The sequence below is a fragment of the Kosakonia oryzae genome (assembly GCF_001658025.2).
GTDB lineage: Bacteria > Pseudomonadota > Gammaproteobacteria > Enterobacterales > Enterobacteriaceae > Kosakonia > Kosakonia oryzae.
Window position 1 is genome coordinate 2,892,299 of the sequence record NZ_CP014007.2, and the last position, 17,140, is coordinate 2,909,438.

Annotated in this window: 18 protein-coding genes; 9 read left to right on the forward strand and 9 right to left on the reverse strand. The window is 54.2% G+C overall.

Features of this window, described 5'->3' with window-relative positions:
- Both AWR26_RS13750 and AWR26_RS13755 read right to left on the reverse strand, forming a co-directional pair.
- Entirely contained in the window at window positions 1-1,155 is a 1,155-nt protein-coding gene (locus AWR26_RS13750) for an alpha/beta hydrolase (RefSeq protein WP_064566638.1), read from the reverse strand.
- Entirely contained in the window at window positions 1,155-1,829 is a 675-nt protein-coding gene (locus AWR26_RS13755; RefSeq protein ID WP_043953636.1) for a MarC family NAAT transporter, read from the reverse strand. The genes AWR26_RS13750 and AWR26_RS13755 overlap by 1 nt, the downstream gene beginning before the upstream one ends.
- Window positions 1,830-2,073: 244 nt before the next feature.
- Here AWR26_RS13755 and marR point away from each other — a divergent pair, with 244 nt between their 5' ends.
- From marR to marB, 3 genes are read left to right on the forward strand one after another with little or no spacing between them, the layout of a single operon-like run.
- Window positions 2,074-2,508 (forward strand): multiple antibiotic resistance transcriptional regulator MarR, encoded by a 435-nt coding sequence (gene marR, locus AWR26_RS13760; protein WP_007374915.1) that lies wholly within the window; start codon window positions 2,074-2,076, stop codon window positions 2,506-2,508.
- 18 nt (window positions 2,509-2,526) lie between these two features.
- The gene (marA, locus tag AWR26_RS13765) at window positions 2,527-2,907 is read left to right on the forward strand and encodes an MDR efflux pump AcrAB transcriptional activator MarA (protein WP_007374914.1); all 381 of its coding nucleotides are present in this window, start codon (window positions 2,527-2,529) and stop codon (window positions 2,905-2,907) included.
- A gap of 34 nt (window positions 2,908-2,941) precedes the next feature.
- Window positions 2,942-3,157 (forward strand): multiple antibiotic resistance protein MarB, encoded by a 216-nt coding sequence (marB, locus tag AWR26_RS13770; RefSeq protein WP_043953637.1) that lies wholly within the window; start codon window positions 2,942-2,944, stop codon window positions 3,155-3,157.
- A 67-nt stretch (window positions 3,158-3,224) separates the two neighbouring features.
- On the opposite strand, the gene eamA is transcribed toward marB, so the two are convergent.
- Window positions 3,225-4,118: an O-acetylserine/cysteine exporter gene (gene eamA, locus AWR26_RS13775; protein WP_064566640.1), complete on the reverse strand. Its 894-nt coding sequence runs from the start codon at window positions 4,116-4,118 to the stop codon at window positions 3,225-3,227.
- A gap of 190 nt (window positions 4,119-4,308) precedes the next feature.
- On the opposite strand from eamA, the gene ydeE reads away from it, so the two are divergent.
- Complete coding sequence (ydeE, locus tag AWR26_RS13780) at window positions 4,309-5,496, forward strand: efflux MFS transporter YdeE (protein ID WP_064569018.1); 1,188 nt, start codon at window positions 4,309-4,311, stop codon at window positions 5,494-5,496.
- Window positions 5,497-5,550: 54 nt separating this feature from the next.
- Here ydeE and AWR26_RS13785 read toward each other — a convergent pair whose 3' ends face one another.
- Together AWR26_RS13785 and AWR26_RS13790 are read right to left on the reverse strand one after the other, a co-directional pair.
- Complete coding sequence (locus AWR26_RS13785; protein ID WP_064566642.1) at window positions 5,551-6,654, reverse strand: cobalamin-independent methionine synthase II family protein; 1,104 nt, start codon at window positions 6,652-6,654, stop codon at window positions 5,551-5,553.
- 186 nt (window positions 6,655-6,840) lie between these two features.
- Window positions 6,841-7,254, reverse strand: coding sequence for a rhodanese-like domain-containing protein (locus tag AWR26_RS13790; RefSeq protein ID WP_064566645.1), 414 nt, complete (start codon window positions 7,252-7,254; stop codon window positions 6,841-6,843).
- A 67-nt stretch (window positions 7,255-7,321) separates the two neighbouring features.
- Between AWR26_RS13790 and ftrA the strand changes: the two genes are divergently transcribed.
- Together ftrA and mgtS are read left to right on the forward strand one after the other, a co-directional pair.
- Window positions 7,322-8,326 (forward strand): transcriptional regulator FtrA, encoded by a 1,005-nt coding sequence (gene ftrA, locus AWR26_RS13795; protein WP_064566648.1) that lies wholly within the window; start codon window positions 7,322-7,324, stop codon window positions 8,324-8,326.
- Between the two features lie 107 nt (window positions 8,327-8,433).
- Entirely contained in the window at window positions 8,434-8,529 is a 96-nt protein-coding gene (gene mgtS, locus AWR26_RS13800) for a protein MgtS (protein ID WP_035885781.1), read from the forward strand.
- 675 nt (window positions 8,530-9,204) lie between these two features.
- On the opposite strand, the gene AWR26_RS13805 is transcribed toward mgtS, so the two are convergent.
- Complete coding sequence (locus tag AWR26_RS13805) at window positions 9,205-9,423, reverse strand: hypothetical protein (protein WP_007374905.1); 219 nt, start codon at window positions 9,421-9,423, stop codon at window positions 9,205-9,207.
- Between the two features lie 444 nt (window positions 9,424-9,867).
- Window positions 9,868-11,913: a peptidyl-dipeptidase Dcp gene (gene dcp, locus AWR26_RS13810; RefSeq protein WP_064566651.1), complete on the reverse strand. Its 2,046-nt coding sequence runs from the start codon at window positions 11,911-11,913 to the stop codon at window positions 9,868-9,870.
- A gap of 187 nt (window positions 11,914-12,100) precedes the next feature.
- On the opposite strand from dcp, the gene ydfG reads away from it, so the two are divergent.
- Entirely contained in the window at window positions 12,101-12,850 is a 750-nt protein-coding gene (ydfG, locus tag AWR26_RS13815) for a bifunctional NADP-dependent 3-hydroxy acid dehydrogenase/3-hydroxypropionate dehydrogenase YdfG (RefSeq protein ID WP_007374903.1), read from the forward strand.
- A gap of 89 nt (window positions 12,851-12,939) precedes the next feature.
- Window positions 12,940-13,626, forward strand: coding sequence for a GntR family transcriptional regulator (locus tag AWR26_RS13820; protein ID WP_064566654.1), 687 nt, complete (start codon window positions 12,940-12,942; stop codon window positions 13,624-13,626).
- Window positions 13,627-13,706: 80 nt separating this feature from the next.
- On the opposite strand, the gene AWR26_RS13825 is transcribed toward AWR26_RS13820, so the two are convergent.
- Window positions 13,707-14,543 (reverse strand): DUF1796 family putative cysteine peptidase, encoded by an 837-nt coding sequence (locus tag AWR26_RS13825; RefSeq protein ID WP_064566657.1) that lies wholly within the window; start codon window positions 14,541-14,543, stop codon window positions 13,707-13,709.
- A 712-nt stretch (window positions 14,544-15,255) separates the two neighbouring features.
- Here AWR26_RS13825 and ydfZ point away from each other — a divergent pair.
- Window positions 15,256-15,459, forward strand: coding sequence for a putative selenium delivery protein YdfZ (ydfZ, locus tag AWR26_RS13830; RefSeq protein ID WP_007374899.1), 204 nt, complete (start codon window positions 15,256-15,258; stop codon window positions 15,457-15,459).
- Between the two features lie 63 nt (window positions 15,460-15,522).
- Here ydfZ and AWR26_RS13835 read toward each other — a convergent pair whose 3' ends face one another.
- A complete protein-coding gene (locus tag AWR26_RS13835) occupies window positions 15,523-16,986 on the reverse strand; it encodes a mannitol dehydrogenase family protein (RefSeq protein WP_064566659.1) in 1,464 nt (487 codons plus the stop codon).
- Between the last annotated feature and the right edge of the window lie 154 nt (window positions 16,987-17,140).

Genomic DNA, 17,140 nt, shown 5'->3' on the forward strand with positions numbered 1-17,140 from the left:
TCACAGCGTTTCGGACACCATTTTGTCCATCACCGCGGTTTGCCAGTCAAACCACGGGTTCCAGGTCAGGCGGGCGTGAATTTTACCCGCTTCGACCAGCCCCCAGTCGGAATACCACACCTCGTCCCCCTTCAGGCAGCGCTGCGCTGCGTCGTCAGGCTGACCGTTGGCGCAGAGCAACACGCTGCCTTTGCGGCCATACAGCGGGTTTTGCGGCGAAAACAGCACTGACATATGCGAAAACTGGCTGATGCGATCCTGCGGCAGAAAATCCGTTTTCACCAGAATGCGGGAGACGTTCGCCACTTCCGGACGCGGTGCGCCGTACCAGATCAGCCGGCTGGCGGGATGGGGAAAGCTGCGATCAAAATGGTCGAGGATCCAACGGGTATTGAGCACGGAATCATGCTCGGTCAGCACAATCAGCGCCGGTTTGTCCCAGGTTTTACGCGCCAGCCACCGCTGGGCACTGGCGCTGGTCCGCCAGAACTGGGCAAACCCATTCGTCGGTACGCGTAAATAACGGGTGGCGATCTGCTGCGGGAATATCGCGCTCGGTGGGCGCAGCCAGTCGCGAAACAGCGCTACCGTCGGGGCGAGAAAATCGTAGCTGGTGTTGGATTTAAACGCCGGAGAGAACAACAGCAAGCCCTGCACCCGATCGTGATGCGTCATGGCATACTCCAGCGCCAGATTGCCGCCGGTGGAGAAGCCGCCGAGCCACAGTGTATCCACCTCTTTTGCCAGGATATCGGCCTGTTCGCGCACCACCTGCCGCCACTGTTCGACGCTGACGTTCAGCAGGTCAGAGGGCCGGGTGCCGTGCCCCGGCAAAAGGACAGTGCGCACCAAAAAACCCTGTTTCGCCAGCGCTGGCGCAATATCGACAAACGAGCCAGGCCCATCGCCAAGGCCGTGGATCAGTAAAATGCCTTTACGGGCAGGCTGCGACGGGCGCCACTCCTGCGGCGTGTTGAGCGCCAGCTCCGCCGATTTATCCAGCGTCTGAAAGGCCCGATGCGCGCGTACATAGTCGCGGGTTTGTAACTGATAATCGGCAAAACTTGCCTGCCCCAGCGGCGGTGGCGCGGTGTGCTGATGCTGACAGCCTGCCAGCAACAACATCACGATCGCCAGCACAACCCCTCTACCCATCAGGCGGCTCCGTGGAAAGTGGTAATAATCTCCAGCACGCCGTTGATGATAAATTGTACGCCCATGCAGACCAGCAAAAAGCCCATCAACCGGGAGATCGCTTCTATTCCGCCCTTACCGACCAGCCGCATGATCGCGCCGGAACTGCGCAGACTGCCCCATAAAATCACCGACACGGCGGCAAAAACGAGCGGCGGCGCAAGGACAATCACCCAGTCGGGAAACGTCGAGCTGTGGCGAATGGTGGACGCCGAACTGATGATCATGGCGATAGTGCCCGGCCCGGCGGTGCTGGGCATCGCCAGCGGTACGAAGGCAATATTGGTACCGGGCTCATCCTCCAGCTCTTCAGATTTGGTTTTTGCTTCCGGCGATTCGTGCGGTTTTTGCTGCGGGAACAGCATGCGAAAACCAATAAAGGCGACAATCAACCCACCGGCAATCCGCAAACCCGGGATCGAGATGCCGAACGTGTTCATCACCAACTGCCCGGCATAATACGCCACCATCATAATGATGAAGACGTACACCGACGCCATCAGCGCTTGTTGATTACGCTGGGCGCTATTCATATTGCCCGCCAGCCCTAAAAACAGCGCTACGGTGGTTAACGGGTTCGCCAGCGGCAGTATCACCACCAGCCCCAGGCCGATAGCTTTAAACAATTCAAGCATGATGCGCGACGCTCCTTGTGTGGTCAAAGCCCGGGCAGTATAGCGTTAACACAGCGGCAATGGGATGGTTGTAGATTGGCTACAGCACCTTAACGCAAACCGATTCAGTTGTTTACGTGGTGTAAAATTTTACCGTTATGAAACGTTTTAGCAAATAGTGGCATCCGGGAATCCATTCTGTTGACTTATATTTGCCTGAGCAATAATATCTGCCGTGATTAATCTACTTGCCGGGGCAACCATTGTGAAAAGCACGAATGATTTGTTTAACGATATCATTCCTTTAGGCCGCTTAATCCATATGGTTAACCAGAAAAAAGATCGTTTATTGAACGACTATTTATCGCCGCTGGATATCACTGCCACCCAGTTTAAGGTGCTGTGTTCTATCCGCTGCCAAACCTGTATCACCCCGGTAGAACTAAAAAAAATTCTTTCCGTCGATCTCGGCGCCCTGACCCGCATGCTGGACAGACTGGTATGCAAAGGCTGGATCGTGCGTAACCCGAATCCGAATGACAAACGCGGCGTGTTGGTGCAATTAACGCCCGACGGCGCGGCGCTTTGTGAGCAATGTCATCAATTGGTAGGGAAAGATCTGCACCAGGAATTAACAAAAAACTTAACGGCAGAAGAAGTGGCAACCCTTGAGTCTTTGCTCAGGAAAATATTGCCGTAAAAACAAAGAGGTATGACGATGTCCAGACGCAATACTGACGCTATCACCATTCATAGCATTTTGGACTGGATCGAGGATAACCTGGAATCGCCGCTGTCACTGGAAAAAGTGTCAGAACGTTCAGGTTACTCCAAGTGGCACCTGCAACGGATGTTTAAAAAAGAGACTGGTCATTCGCTGGGCCAATACATTCGCAGCCGCAAGCTGACGGAAATTGCGCAAAAGCTCAAGGAGAGCAACGAACCGATCCTGTATCTGGCGGAGCGTTACGGGTTTGAATCGCAACAAACCCTGACCCGCACGTTCAAAAACTATTTTGACGTGCCGCCACATAAATTCCGCGTGACAGATATGCCTGCTGAATCAAGGTATCTCTACCCGCTCAACCATGCTTGTTAATTATCGCCTGTTTTAAAGACGTATCGAGGAATGTATGAAACGTATTGCCTGTGCCGCCATCACGCTGATGGTTCTGTTTTCCGGCCAGAGTTATGCGGAACAATTCAATCATCCGGCGCCGCAAGATTCCCGCGACGCGATGATTTTACCCGCCCCCCAACAAACATCGCCGTATGACTTTAACCATATGGGTGTGGGCAGTGACAAATCCGACGCATTAGGCGTGCCCTATTACAATCAGCACGGCTAATCGTTTTGCCCCGCATCAGCGGGGCTTTTTTATTTCCTGCCTGATTAGCCCTTCTCCGACCAACCGATTAGGCCTGCACCGCCCGGCGCAGACGAAAACCAAACACGTTGATATACAGACCGCCCATCACCAGCACCGCACCTGCCAGTTGCAGGGCCGATAAGGTTTCGCCCAACAGAATTGCCGCGCTCGCCATGCCAACGACCGGCACCAGCAGCGACAGCGGCGCAACGCGCCAGGTTTCATAGCGCCCCAGCAGCGAGCCCCAGATGCCGTAACCGATAATGGTCGCGACAAACGCCAGATAGACCAGCGACAGCAGCGTGGTGGTATCAATGCTCACCAGGCTTCGCAGCATTAACGCCGGGCCGTCGAACACCAGTGAAGCAATCATAAACGGCACAATCGGAATTAACGCACTCCACACCACCAGCGACATCACCGCCGGACGCGAGCCGTGCTGCATGATTTTTTTGTTGAAGATATTGCCACAGGCCCAACTGAACGCCGCCGCCAGCGTCAACACAAAACCCACCAGCGGAATGTGCTGACCATTAAGACTCGACTCGATCAACACCAACACCCCCACTACCGCCAGCGAAATGCCGATCAGCTGTTTTGATTGCAGCCGCTCGCCGAATACACCCGCGCCGAGAATAATGGTGAAAAAGGCCTGTGCCTGTAATACCAGCGATGCCAGCCCGGCAGGCATGCCGAATTTGATGGCACAAAACAGAAAGGCGAACTGACCGAAACTGATCGTCAGCCCGTAACCCAGCAACAGACGCAGTGGAATGTTGGGCCGTGCGACGAACAAAATTGCCGGGAACGCCACTAACACAAAGCGTAAACCTGCCAACATCAACGGCGGCATACTGTGCAGGCCAACTTTGATCACCACAAAATTCAGCCCCCACGCCACGACCACCAGCATTGCCAGCAGTACATCTTTACGCGTCATTCTTCGCCCCTGTAGTTTCAATTTTTGTAAAATTTACGTTAACGCAAAAAATAGTACAGCGACAGATCATTAAATTCGGTAGGTCAGTTTGGGCATTTGTCGCTAAATGAGCCGTTGAACATAGCGGTTTATGCATGTTATTGCTGTATACATCACAAAAAACTATAACAACCAGCATGTCGGGCAAAACATGACCACACCACAAACACGATCCACCGTCGCACTACTGGCGTCCTCTCTGTTATTAACCATTGGTCGCGGCGCAACGCTGCCGTTTATGACCATCTATCTTAATCGCCAGTACGGCATGGCCGTCGATCAGGTCGGTTATGCTATGTCCGTCGCGCTGACTATCGGTGTTGTCTTCAGCCTTGGTTTCGGCATGCTGGCGGATAAGTTCGACAAAAAGCGCTATATGTTGCTGGCGATCGTCGCCTTTATCACCGGTTTCGCCGCCATTCCGTTGACGCATAACGCCGGGCTGGTGGTGCTCTTTTTCGCCCTGATCAACTGCGCTTATTCGGTCTTCTCCACGGTGCTGAAAGCCTATTTTGCCGATACGCTCACGCCGACGGCGAAAGCGAAGGTCTTTTCGCTTAACTACACCTTTCTCAACATCGGCTGGACCGTCGGCCCGCCGCTGGGCACGCTGCTGGTGATGCAAAGCATTAATCTGCCGTTCTGGCTGGCGGCGGTCTGCGCGGCATTCCCGCTGGTCTTTATCCAGTTTTTTGTCCGCCGCGTGGCCGTGGGCAGCGGCATGGAGCCTGCGGTTCCCTGGTCGCCGTCGGTGCTGCTGAAAGACAAAGCGCTCGGCTGGTTTACCCTCTCGAACCTGCTTGCTTCCTTCGTTTGCGGCTCTTTCGCCTCGTGCCTTTCCCAGTACGTGATGGCCGTAGCGGACAGCGATTTTGCGGAAAAAGTGGTGGCCGTTGTGCTGCCGGTCAACGCCGCTATCGTGGTCTCGCTGCAATACGCTGTCGGGCGCAAACTGACCGCCGCCAACCTGCGTCCGCTCATGGCGTTCGGCACGCTTTGCTTCGTAGTGGGGCTGGTGGGGTTTATGCTCTCCGGCAACAACTTATGGCTGTGGGGGCTCTCCGCTGCGGTATTTACGCTGGGCGAAGTGATTTATGCGCCAGGTGAATATTTGTTGATCGATAACATCGCGCCGCCGGGGATGAAAGCCACTTATTTTTCCGCCCAGGCGCTGGGCTGGCTGGGTGCAGCAATGAACCCGCTACTGACCGGGATCATTCTCACCACCCTGCCTGCCTGGTCGCTGTTTGTGATCCTGATCGTCACCATTGGCATCGCATGGCTGATGCTGGTGAAAGGGATGCAGGTACGGCAATGGGGCGCGGTGCCAGCGCAATAAATATCCGTGCCTGATGGCGGCCGCGCCATCAGGCACTCACAGCGGTTTACCGACTCACCACACTTGTGCGGCGATATTAGTCACCAGACGCACTTTGTCCCACTGCTGCTCCGGCGTTAACGAGTTGCCCTCTTCGGTGGAGGCAAAACCGCACTGCGGGCTGAGGCAAATCTGGTTGATATCCACATATTTTGCCGCTTCCGCGATACGCGCTTTCACGCCTTCCGGGTTTTCCAGCTCGCCGTTTTTGGTAGTAATCAACCCCAGCACTACCTGCTGTTTACCCGGACGAACAAAGCGCAGCGGTGCAAAATCACCGGAACGATCGTTGTCATATTCAAGGAAGAAGGCATCGACATTGACGCTGCCAAACAGCACTTCTGCCACCGGCTCGTAGCCGCCTTCGGAAATCCAGGTCGAACGGAAATTGCCGCGGCAGACATGCAACCCGATGGTCAGATCTTCCGGCTTACCTTCCAGCGCTTTATTGAGTACGCGGGCATAAATGTGCGCCAGTTCATCCGGATCGTCACCGCGTTCGCGGATCTGGCGACGCTGATCGTCAGAGCAGAGATAGGCCCAGACGGTGTCATCCAGTTGCAGATAGCGACAGCCGGCGGCATAGAAGGCGTGGATGGCATCGCGCCAGGTGGTCGCCAGATCGTCAAAATAGGCATCCAGCTGCGGATAGACGGTCGCATCAATATCTTTACGCCCGCCGCGGAAGTGCAGCACGCTCGGGCTGGGGATGGTCATCTTCGGCTGTGCGTTGCCGCTGATGCTTTTCAGATAGCGGAAATCATTCAGCATTGGGTGATCGCCAAAACGCAGTTTACCGGTGACGCGTACGCCGTGGGCTTTGGTTTGCACGCCGTTAAACTGAATGCCTTTCTCCGAATCGTAACGCTCAACCCCTTCCAGGCCGTCGAAGAAATCAAAGTGCCACCAGGCGCGACGAAACTCCCCGTCCGTCACCACATGCAGACCGCAGGCGCACTGCTGTTCAACGACATGACGGATGGCCTCATCTTCGACACTGCGCAGCTGCTGTGCGGTGATCTCGCCCTGCGCATACTGCTGGCGGGCATTTTTGATGGCATCCGGTCGCAAGAAGCTGCCGACTACGTCTGCGCGGAAAGGGGCCTGATGTCGCTGCATGGTTATTCTCCTCGAACGCCGGAGCAGATGATTACCCGGCGTGATAATTCATAATTTGAATGTTTTAGCCTTCTGGATGGCTAAATGTCCAAACAAAATGTCACACCGGGCAGAGCGCAGCAACAGAGAAAATTTCACCATGCATGAGAAAGTTTCATGATGGCATCATCAAGATGAAAAAAGCGATTAGACATCCGCTTCGCGCTGGCCGCTGGCGAAGGCATAACCTTCATCTTCCCAGCCAGTGATGCCACCAATCATGATTTTGACCGGCAGCCCCAGCCGCGCCAGTTTCAGCGCCGCGCGATCGGCGCCGTTGCAGTGCGGTCCGGCGCAGTAGACCACAAACAATGTATCCGACGGCCAGGCCGCCATGCGATCGGCCGTCATCATGCTGTGCGGCAGATGCACTGCGCCAGGAACGTGACGACGAGCGAATGTCTCCGGGCTGCCAACCACATGCAGCAGGACAAAATCTCTGTCGTCATGGGCGATAGCGTCATGCACATCGGCGCAATCTGTTTCAACGCTCAGGCGGCGCAGAAAGTGGCTGGTGGCTTGTTCAGGGGATGCGACGGGAAAATCAGTAACGTAGCTCATCGTGCTTTCTCCTTGTTTGTGTTAACAGTAATCTAACCAAAACAGGACAACTTCACTGCACCGTTCTATGCCAGATAACACCAGGATAATGACAACTTTACGACATCCCCCTGCAGCGCATCGCGTCGTTGCCCTCGCCTATGATGGGCTGTGTACCTTTGAGTTTGGCGTCGCGGTGGAGATCTTCGGTCTGCCGCGCCCGGAAATGGGCGATAACTGGTATCACTTCGCCGTGGCGGCAGTGGATGCCGGAGAACTGCGGGCAACCGGCGGTATTCGCGTAACGGCCGAAGGCGGGCTGGAGCTGCTGGCCGACGCGCAGACCATTGTCGTGCCCGGCTGGCGCGGCGCAGAGTCGCCTGTTCCGGCTGATTTATGCACGGCGCTCCAGCAAGCCTGGCAGCGGGGTTGCCGCATTATCTCCATCTGTTCCGGGGTGTTTGTGCTGGCTGCGGCGGGCCTGTTAAACGGGCGCAAAGCCACCACCCACTGGCGTTATACCGACGGCCTGCGCGAGCGCTATCCGGCCATTGTGGTGCTGGAGGATGCGCTCTATTACGACGAAGGGAACGTGATGACCTCCGCGGGCAGCGCGGCGGGGATCGATCTTTGTCTGCATGTGGTCCGTGAGGATTTTGGCCTTGACGCGGCAAACATGGTCGCCCGGCGGCTGGTGGTTCAGCCACACCGCGATGGTTCGCAGACGCAGCAGCTTATCCGCCCGGTCGCCCGCACGCGCGAGAGCCGCCAGTTGGGGCAGTTGTTCGATTTCCTCCACCAGCAACTTGCGGAAAGTCATACCGTGGCGTCACTGGCGCAGCGGGTGGGCATGAGCCCGCGCACCTTTTTACGCCGCTTTCAGGAAACGACAGGCACCACGCCAGCGCGCTGGATTTTACAGGCGCGGTTGCAGCGCGCTCAGACGCTGCTCGAACAAACACGCATGGGGATTGATCTGGTCGCCGGGCAGGCCGGATTTGGTAATGCCGCGTCGCTGCGCCACCATTTTCATCAGCAATATGGCATGTCTCCGGCGATGTACCGCAAGAAGTTTGCCGAAGCGGCGAAATAACGCGCGCCATTCAGGCTTTATTGAGGTTCACCAGGTTATTATCTCTCCATCGCGGCTAAATAATTAAGGTAAGAGAGGCAAGTTGGTTAATTAGATGGAGGTTTAAAATGATGGCAAATATGCATGTCTTTATGGCAGTACTGGGAGTGATTCTTTTTTCCGGATTCCTTGCTGCTTATTTTAGCCACAAATGGGACGACTGATGAACAGCGATAATCCCCCACCGGGAAGGCCCCTTGCGTAAATGCGTGAGGGGCCTTTTTTCGTTATGCCGCAAAAAAAACCGCCGTATCGGCGGTCAATGCTTGCATGGATAGTTTTGTATTATTCTGCACGTTCACTCAACGGGATGGGTAAACGCCGTGCTGATTACCCTAGCAGTTACTGCCTCAATGAAGGTTAAACAAAGCTGAACTGGCGATAAAAAAAGCGCCAGCGAAACGTTTTGCTATTGAAATTATTGAAGATATATCTTTCAGCGCAATAAGAATATGTTAACGTCGAATCACCACTTCACAGGCCGGAGGGGTTATTCCCAATCTCAAATTTCAGTGCCCGGTTTGCAGCAGCCAAAAGTTTTTATTCACCACATTCTGCCAGGAGCGGCAACAGCCACATGGCGCAGTTTGCTCAGTATGTGGAACACGACTGACGGCCAAAACCTGTATATCCACGCCGCGCCGCAGACGCTGGCCAAAACCTGTAATGTAAATGGGCCTCGTTGAGGCCCTTTTGATTTTTATATTTTCCATACTGCGAGATAATTCAGCTAACTGCACAAACTATCCGCATTTTATTTTCTGCTATTTGCACAAAACGCTAACGTTCAATTCTGGCGGCGACATGGCATAAAAAAACCGCCCTCAGGCGGTCGTTAATTAATAAAATTTCCGGATGGCCTGTTCGGTTTCCTGTTGGCTCACCAGATCGGAGAAACGGGCAACCAGGAAGGTTTCGCCATCCAGTTCCCAGGGTTCAATCGGGATTTCGAGAAACGAGCTCTGCTCATTTTTGAACGTGACCGATTTTGCATTGTCTTCCACGGTCACGTTTTCAACCTTACCACCGGCGCGTATTACCACTACATTTTTGGTCATGTCGGTTACCTCAGTTGCTCAAATTGCATTCGACATTAGCACAGTCATTGTCTGAATGCCTGGGTTATGCCACAGAATGTTAACGTTCAAATCAGGTCCTTTAATTTGGCTTAATGAACGACATAACACCACGGTAGTAAATGTGAGATAGCCCACACTTTAACAACTCAGTGGGCAAAAAGCGGCAATGAACGCGGTAGAGAGAGGAAAATAAAAAGCCAGAGGCCCGATGATACAGGCCTCTGGCTGAGGAGTTTACGGTGATGCCGGGTGCCTCCCGGTGAGTTCGCGCCAGCCCACGAATCCCGCGATATCCCAAAAAGGTTTGACTGGTTGCCCCTCCGCGCAGGGGGATTCATCACCATCTGTTACGGTATTTCTCACGCGGAAACAGGTCAATAACCCTGCGGGTTATGTAACTTTTTAAAGCATTTCCGCCCGTAATTAATCACTTAACCCGCGATTTTTCAGCATCGGCTCAATCTGCGGATCGTGGCCGCGCCATTGCCGATACAGTTCACCGAGATCGCTGCTGTTGCCGCGCGACAAGATGGCTTCGCGGAATCGTTGCCCATTTTCACGGGTTAAACCGCCCTGCTCCACAAACCACTGATAGCCGTCATCGGCCAGCATTTGTGTCCATAAATAGGCGTAATAGCCAGCGGCATAACCGCCTCCAAAAATATGCGCAAAATAGCTGCTGCGGTAGCGCGGCGGTACGGCCGCCAGATCGAGCTGCTCCTTGCGAATAGCGTCACGCTCAAACGCATCGACATCATTCACCCCGGCGCCAGCGGCCAGCGCATGCCAGTTCATGTCGAGCAGCGCCGCGCTCAGCAGTTCCGTCATGTCGTAGCCTTTATTGAACTGGGTGGCTTGCAGCATTTTCTCGCGCAGCGCCTCCGGCATCGGCTCGCCGCTCTGATGATGGCGGGCGTAGTGCGCGAAAACCTGCGGCTGGCTGGCCCAGTGCTCATTGATTTGCGAAGGGAATTCAACAAAATCGCGCGGGGTATTGGTGCCGGAAAGCGTGGCGTAACGCTGGCTGGCAAACAGCCCATGCAGCGTGTGACCGAACTCATGGAACAGCGTAATCACTTCATCCCACGACAGCAGTGCCGCCTGCCCGGCGGCCGGTTTCTGGTAGTTACAGACGTTATAGATCACCGGCTGCGTGCCGTTCAGCGTCGATTGTTCAACAAAATTGCCCATCCACGCGCCGCCGCTTTTTGAGTCGCGAGCGTAGTAATCGCCGTAAAACAGCGCCAGACCGTGGCCGTCAGCATCGAAAATCTCCCACACGCGCACGTCGGGATGATAAACCGGAATATCAAAACGCTCGCTGAAACGAATGCCAAACAGCTCGCTCGCCGCCCAGAACACGCCATCGGTGAGCACAGAGTTCAGCGCGAAATAGGGTTTGATTTGTGATTCATCCAGCGCATATTTCGCCAGACGAACCTGCTCGGCATAGAACGCCCAGTCCCAGGCCTGCGCGGTAAAGCCGCCCTGCTGGGTGTCAATCATCTGCTGAATGTCAGCCAGCTCCCGCTCGGCGCGTGCACGGGCGGCAGGCGCGATATCGCGCATAAATGTCAGCGCAGCCTGCGGCGTACCGGCCATCTGATCGGCGATTTTCCAGCTGGCGAAATCGTTAAAGCCAAGCAGTTTCGCCTGCTGCGCGCGAAGCTGCACCAGACGCAGCACAATCGCACGGGTATCATTGGCATCCCCTCGCTGGGTGCGCAGCCAGCCAGCGGTAAACAGATTTTCACGGGTCTGGCGATCGCGCAGCGCGGCCAGCGCCGGTTGCTGGGTGGTATTAAGCAGCGTGAGCAGCCAGCGGTTTTCCAGCCCTTTTGCCTTCGCCGCCTCGGCGGCCGAGGCGATCTCTTCGGCACTTAAGCCGTCGAGTTGATGGACATAATCCACCACCAGTCCACCCGCTTTATCTGCGGCCAGCAAACGCTGGTTAAACTGGCTGGTCAGCCCCGCCGCTTCAGTATTCAGCGCTTTCAGCGTTGTTTTATCTTCTGCGCTCAGCATCGCGCCTGCGAGAACAAACTTCTGGTACGTCGTTTCGACAAGGCGCAGCGATTCTGCATCCAGCCCCAGCGCTTCACGCTGACACCATACGCTTTCCACGCGGGCAAACAACGCATCATCAAGGTAAATATCGTTCGCCAGTTCCGCCAGCTCGGTGGAAAACGCCTCATCGAGCTGCTGTAAAAAATCATTGGTATGCGCGGAGGTCATGGCGAAAAAGACGCTGGTCACCTGATTCAGCAGGTGGCCGCTCTGCTCCAGCGCCAGCAGCGTATTGTCAAAATCGGCGGCAGCCGGGTTCGCCGTGATGGCGGCGATCTCCGCACGCTTTTGCCGCACACCTTCGTCAAATGCCGGGCGATAGTGTTCATCAGTAATCACATCAAACGGCGGTGCCTGATACGGCAGCGGACTTGCAGAGAAAAAGGGATTGGTAACCGACATGTTTCGCTCCTGAACACGGTGAATCTTTTCAGAGTAGGCATCCGCTGCGCGCATCGCAATCATTTCTCTCTCTGCCGCCGCACAAGCGCGCGTTTTTTGCCACACTGTAAGTCGGGATAACTTGTGTTACCGCAAACATGCGGTCATGCTAGAGTTCACACCACAAAAAGCGTTGAGGAACAGTGAGATGATTATTCTGGTTACCGGGGCAACGGCAGGTTTTGGCGAAGGTATCACACGCCGTTTTATTCAGAACGGCCACAAAGTGATCGCCACCGGTCGTCGCCAGGAACGTTTACAGGAGCTGAAAGATGAGCTGGGGGATAACCTCTACATCGCGCAGCTCGATGTTCGCAACCGTGCGGCAATTGACGAGTTGATGGCTTCCTTGCCAGCACAGTGGCGCGACATTGATGTGCTGGTCAACAATGCTGGCCTGGCGCTGGGGCTTGAGCCTGCGCATAAAGCCAGCGTCGATGACTGGGAAACGATGATCGACACCAACAACAAAGGTCTGGTTTACATGACGCGCGCGGTGCTGCCGGGCATGGTGGAGCGTAATCGCGGCCATATCATCAATATCGGTTCAACGGCGGGAAGCTGGCCGTACGCGGGCGGCAACGTCTACGGCGCGAGCAAAGCGTTTGTCCGCCAGTTCAGCCTTAACCTGCGTACCGATCTGAGCGGTACGGCGGTACGCGTGACCAATATTGAGCCGGGGCTGGTCGGCGGTACGGAGTTTTCGAACGTGCGCTTTAAAGGCGATGACGCCAAAGCTGGAAAAACCTACGAGAATACCACTGCGCTGACGCCGGAAGATGTCACTGAAGCGGTCTGGTGGGTGGCGACGCTGCCGAAGCATGTCAACATCAACACCCTTGAGATGATGCCGGTAAGCCAGACGTATGCGGGCTTAAGCGTTCACCGTCAGGGTTAACTTTCCCACCCGGCCTGCGGGCCGGGTATGGGATGTAACGTAAATAAATGGTATGGTAGCCGGGTTAACCCTTTAAAAAGTAAGAGCGAATGGCCGCTGAAACGCAACTCAACCCTACACAGCCCGTAAATCAACAAATTTACCGCATTCTACGGCGGGATATTGTGCATTGCCTGATCCCACCGGGTACGCCGTTGTCGGAAAAAGAGGTGTCGGTGCGTTTCGACGTTTCGCGTCAGCCGGTGCGTGAAGCCTTTATTAAGCTGGCGGAAAATGGCCTGATTCAGATCCGCCCGCAGCGCGGCAGTTACGTTAACAAAATTTCCATGACGCAGGTGCGTAATGGCTGTTTCGTGCGCCAGGCGATCGAATGCGCCGTCGCCCGCCGCGCAGCTGCGCTGATTGATGACAGCGCCTGCTACCAGCTTGAGCAAAACCTCAATCAACAGCGCACCGCCATTGAGCGCAAGCAACTGAATGATTTCTTCGAGCTGGACGACAATTTCCACCAGAAGCTGGCGCTGATCGCCGATTGCCAGCTGGCGTGGGACACCATCGAAAACATCAAAGCCACCATCGACCGCGTACGCTATATGAGTCTTGACCACGTTTCGCCGCCGGAAATGCTACTGCGCCAGCATATGGATATCTTTTCCGCGCTGGAAAAACGTGACCCTGACGCAGTCGACCACGCCATGAGCCTGCACTTGCAGGAGATCAGTGAATCAGTAAAAACCATTCGCCAGGAAAATCGCGACTGGTTCAGCGAGGATTAACCTCCTCGCCGGCCACAGACATTGGCGGTGAACCACCATCACAGCAGCTCACCGCCTCTGGATAGATCTCGCGTCAGCGGCTAAACCGGCATTCCGGTGTCTGTCGCGACGGGCGTCGGTGCCGGGCGAGTTTCGCCTTTGCTCAGATTGTACCGGTCTACGGTGTCAAACATTTCGACAAACAGGCGATCGTCTTTTCGCGCCCAGAATGTATCCTGATCCTCTCCACCCCAGATCTCATGGGTATGACAGGCGAACTCCAGTAAGCCGGAGTGATGCGGTGTGAAATCGATCCGCTTCTGTGTCTCCTGCGGGACAATATTCTGATAGAAAAGCACAACTTCACACTCGCAACCTTTCGCGTTGTACAACGACAGCAGCTCATTCAGATGCTCTCTTAGTAGAGCAAGATCGGAATTCGCCGTGACGCGGTGATGGTAAAGGAAGACAAAATTTTTATTTCCTCGCCAGGCGAGCTGACGCTCAATGCGCCGTTTGAATGTCTGCTTATCGGCGGAAATGCCGAGGGGATCGTGATGCGTAAATTCAAATCCCAGCATATGTCTTTCGCTGTACTGGCCCACGCAATCCTTATAATAGGTGGAGCGCACAACAGAATGGTCGCCATCGGGGAAATGCTGCAAATACGTTTTGTCGAGTAAATTCTGGTAATTATCTTTTTCCATCTGAAGAATATATTCTATATTAGAACGCCCGGAGGAAAAAATAGAGCTGAACGATTTTCTGTTGTGCCGACGGAGAATATCGTCCGGCAGGCAATTTTCTCCGAGGGAAATCCAGTAGACGTCCGCATCCCCGCTGTGACGATATTTCCATTTCTTCCGCAGATGCGTAATTGTGCGTTTAAGCGACTTAAGATGATTTCTCACCTGTTGTCTGATGAGTTCACTTTTCATTATGTCATCCCCATCCCGTATCGTTATAACACCATTAAAATGAAGCGATAAGACATCTCATCGCCATTAAAATTGTTATTTACATCAATGAGTTAAAATAAAACCACATTATAAAAGGCGTTCATGTGCCTCGCCTGTTCGTTAATGAACAGCCGACATTAATGGAATAATTTCAACTGGTGATAATTCCAGATATATCTTTATTCTGTTGTTACTGGCAGAAAATTCAGCACCGAATAGCCAGCGGCAAATTAATCTATCGGCATTTATCACATGCCGACAAAACCAGGCTTCCTGCACGCCCCTGTCGCTCCGTTTTTATTTAAAACATTCGCCCTCTTTTTTATTCAAAAGAAACCCGACGCAGGATTCTACCGCGCTAAAAAGAATAAAAAATCCGAAACAGTCACTAACATATCGTTACAGAGTGTACGCGTTATCGCGCGGCAGGTAGTAATCAGGAAAATCTTAAAAGCTTTTTATCATTGATGAAGCAAAAGGGGATCAGGGAAATAAACGCGAGGTTTTTACCTATAGCAGATTGATTTAAGGCGGTTGTCATCGCGTAATGCCAAAAATTTTTTCTGCAAAAAAGTGTGATGTTGATCAAAAACAAAAACTCGTTATCTCAGGAGCGTATTTATAAGGCGTCCGTAGCGGGGACATCTTCTGCCCCGTTTCGTTTTTTGGATATCAATAAGGAGAAACCACCATGGTGACTTATGATCGTAACCGTAATGCGATTACCACTGGCAGCCGCGTAATGATTAATGGTACGGGCCGTACCGGCAAAATTATTGCGATTCACGCAGCCGGGCTGGACGCCGCGCAACTGCGTCGCAGCAAAACGGTAGAAGTGGAAGGTTGTGAAGGTAAATTCGAACCGGTTGAACTGATTCGGCTTGGTCTGCACTAAATGGTGAAAATGGCCGCATAACGGCAAAAAAGAATGCCGCCGGGGCGGCATTCTTTCGATGATTTACAGCGCTGCGGCGTATTCTGCCACTGTCGCTTTCGCCCCTTTCTCCAGCAGTGAACGATACGCGTTCTGTACCTGCGCCACAAAGGCCGCTTCTTTCGGCAGTTCGTTGCCAAAAATCGCTTCGATGCCCAACAGTGCCTGAACACGCGCTTCACCTTCCGCGCTTGCGTTAACCGCACCCTGAATCACCGTCAGCAGCGGATCGCACACTTCGATCGCTTGACCTTGTTCATCAACACCGCCGACGTAGCGCATCCAGCCCGCCACGCCCAGCGCCAGCAGCGCAAAGGAATCCTGATGCGCTAAGTGCCAGCGTACGGAATCGAGCATACGCTGCGGTAATTTCTGGCTGCCGTCCATTGCGATCTGCCAGGTACGGTGACGCAGTGCAGTGTTGCTGTAACGCGCAATCAGCAGATCGGCGTAACGCGCAAGGTCAACGCCCTTCACTTTCAGCGTCGGTGCCTGCTCTTTCAGCATCAGCGCGTGCGCCGCGCGGCGATAGTTATCGTCGTCCATACATTCGTTGATGTGCTGATAACCGGCCAGGTAGCCCAGATAAGCGAGGAAGGAGTGGCTGCCGTTCAGCATGCGCAATTTCATCTCTTCGAACGGCACGACGTCGGCAACCAGTTCGGCGCCCGCTTTTTCCCATGCCGGACGACCCGCAACAAAGTTATCTTCAATCACCCACTGGCGGAACGGTTCACAGGCCACGCCTGCCGGATCGCGCACGCCGGTAAGCTGTTCGATTTTATCCAGCGTTTCCGCCGTTACTGCCGGAACAATACGGTCCACCATGGTTGACGGGAACGTCACGTTGGCGTCAATCCAGTCTGCCAGTTCCTCATTCACTGCACGGGCATAAGCGCACACCACATTACGGGTAACGTGGCCATTTTCCGGCATGTTATCGCAGGACATCACGCTGAATGCCGCCAGCCCTGCCGCTTTACGACGCGCCAGCGCTTCCACCACCACGCCAACTGCAGATTTCGGCTGCTGCGGGTTTTGCAGGTCGCCAACGATTAACGGATGATCGAGCATCAGTTTGCCGGTCGCCGGCGAGTGGCAATACCCTTTTTCGGTGATGGTCAGTGAGACAATCGCCACCTGCGGCTCGCACATGGCGGCCAGTACGGTTTCCAGGCCATCAACCTGCGCGTGCAGCGCGCGTTTCACCACGCCAACTACCCGCGCGGTCCACGCGTCGGCAGACATTTCCGCCACGGTGTACAGATTATCCTGCTGTTTCAGGTCAGCAATTTGCTGCTCACCGCCGATCAGATTGACCTCGCAATAACCCCAGTCGCTGCCGTGCTCTGCGGCCAGAATATCCGCATACACCGACTGGTGAGCGCGGTGAAAAGCGCCAAACCCCAAATGTACAATGCGTGGAACCAGTTTGTTACGATCGTAAGTAGGTAACGTGGCTTTCGCCTTTAATAGCCTGTTTTCCATGGTGGGACTCATCTTATTAAGTGAAACAGTGGTTCAATAGATTACGGGCTGTCGCAAATCAGACGTTGATTTACGACAGCATTTGCGGACTACACTAACTAGAATGGTAACCAAATGTGTCAAAATCCCTTTAGCTTAGCCCTGGCTTAGCGAA

What these genes read in the sequence shown, in the direction of transcription:
- ydfG (WP_007374903.1), top strand. Translation starts at nt 12,101, where the DNA reads ATGATTATTCTGGTTACCGGGGCAACGGCAGGTTTTGGCGAAGGTATC.
- AWR26_RS13820 (WP_064566654.1), top strand. Translation starts at nt 12,940, where the DNA reads ATGGCCGCTGAAACGCAACTCAACCCTACACAGCCCGTAAATCAACAA.
- AWR26_RS13805 (WP_007374905.1), bottom strand. Translation starts at nt 9,423, where the DNA reads ATGACCAAAAATGTAGTGGTAATACGCGCCGGTGGTAAGGTTGAAAAC.
- dcp (WP_064566651.1), bottom strand. Translation starts at nt 11,913, where the DNA reads ATGTCGGTTACCAATCCCTTTTTCTCTGCAAGTCCGCTGCCGTATCAG.
- AWR26_RS13750 (WP_064566638.1), bottom strand. Translation starts at nt 1,155, where the DNA reads ATGGGTAGAGGGGTTGTGCTGGCGATCGTGATGTTGTTGCTGGCAGGC.
- mgtS (WP_035885781.1), top strand. Translation starts at nt 8,434, where the DNA reads ATGATGGCAAATATGCATGTCTTTATGGCAGTACTGGGAGTGATTCTT.
- ydfZ (WP_007374899.1), top strand. Translation starts at nt 15,256, where the DNA reads ATGGTGACTTATGATCGTAACCGTAATGCGATTACCACTGGCAGCCGC.
- AWR26_RS13755 (WP_043953636.1), bottom strand. Translation starts at nt 1,829, where the DNA reads ATGCTTGAATTGTTTAAAGCTATCGGCCTGGGGCTGGTGGTGATACTG.
- AWR26_RS13785 (WP_064566642.1), bottom strand. Translation starts at nt 6,654, where the DNA reads ATGCAGCGACATCAGGCCCCTTTCCGCGCAGACGTAGTCGGCAGCTTC.
- eamA (WP_064566640.1), bottom strand. Translation starts at nt 4,118, where the DNA reads ATGACGCGTAAAGATGTACTGCTGGCAATGCTGGTGGTCGTGGCGTGG.
- marA (WP_007374914.1), top strand. Translation starts at nt 2,527, where the DNA reads ATGTCCAGACGCAATACTGACGCTATCACCATTCATAGCATTTTGGAC.
- AWR26_RS13825 (WP_064566657.1), bottom strand. Translation starts at nt 14,543, where the DNA reads ATGAAAAGTGAACTCATCAGACAACAGGTGAGAAATCATCTTAAGTCG.
- AWR26_RS13790 (WP_064566645.1), bottom strand. Translation starts at nt 7,254, where the DNA reads ATGAGCTACGTTACTGATTTTCCCGTCGCATCCCCTGAACAAGCCACC.
- ydeE (WP_064569018.1), top strand. Translation starts at nt 4,309, where the DNA reads ATGACCACACCACAAACACGATCCACCGTCGCACTACTGGCGTCCTCT.
- AWR26_RS13835 (WP_064566659.1), bottom strand. Translation starts at nt 16,986, where the DNA reads ATGGAAAACAGGCTATTAAAGGCGAAAGCCACGTTACCTACTTACGAT.
- marB (WP_043953637.1), top strand. Translation starts at nt 2,942, where the DNA reads ATGAAACGTATTGCCTGTGCCGCCATCACGCTGATGGTTCTGTTTTCC.
- ftrA (WP_064566648.1), top strand. Translation starts at nt 7,322, where the DNA reads ATGCCAGATAACACCAGGATAATGACAACTTTACGACATCCCCCTGCA.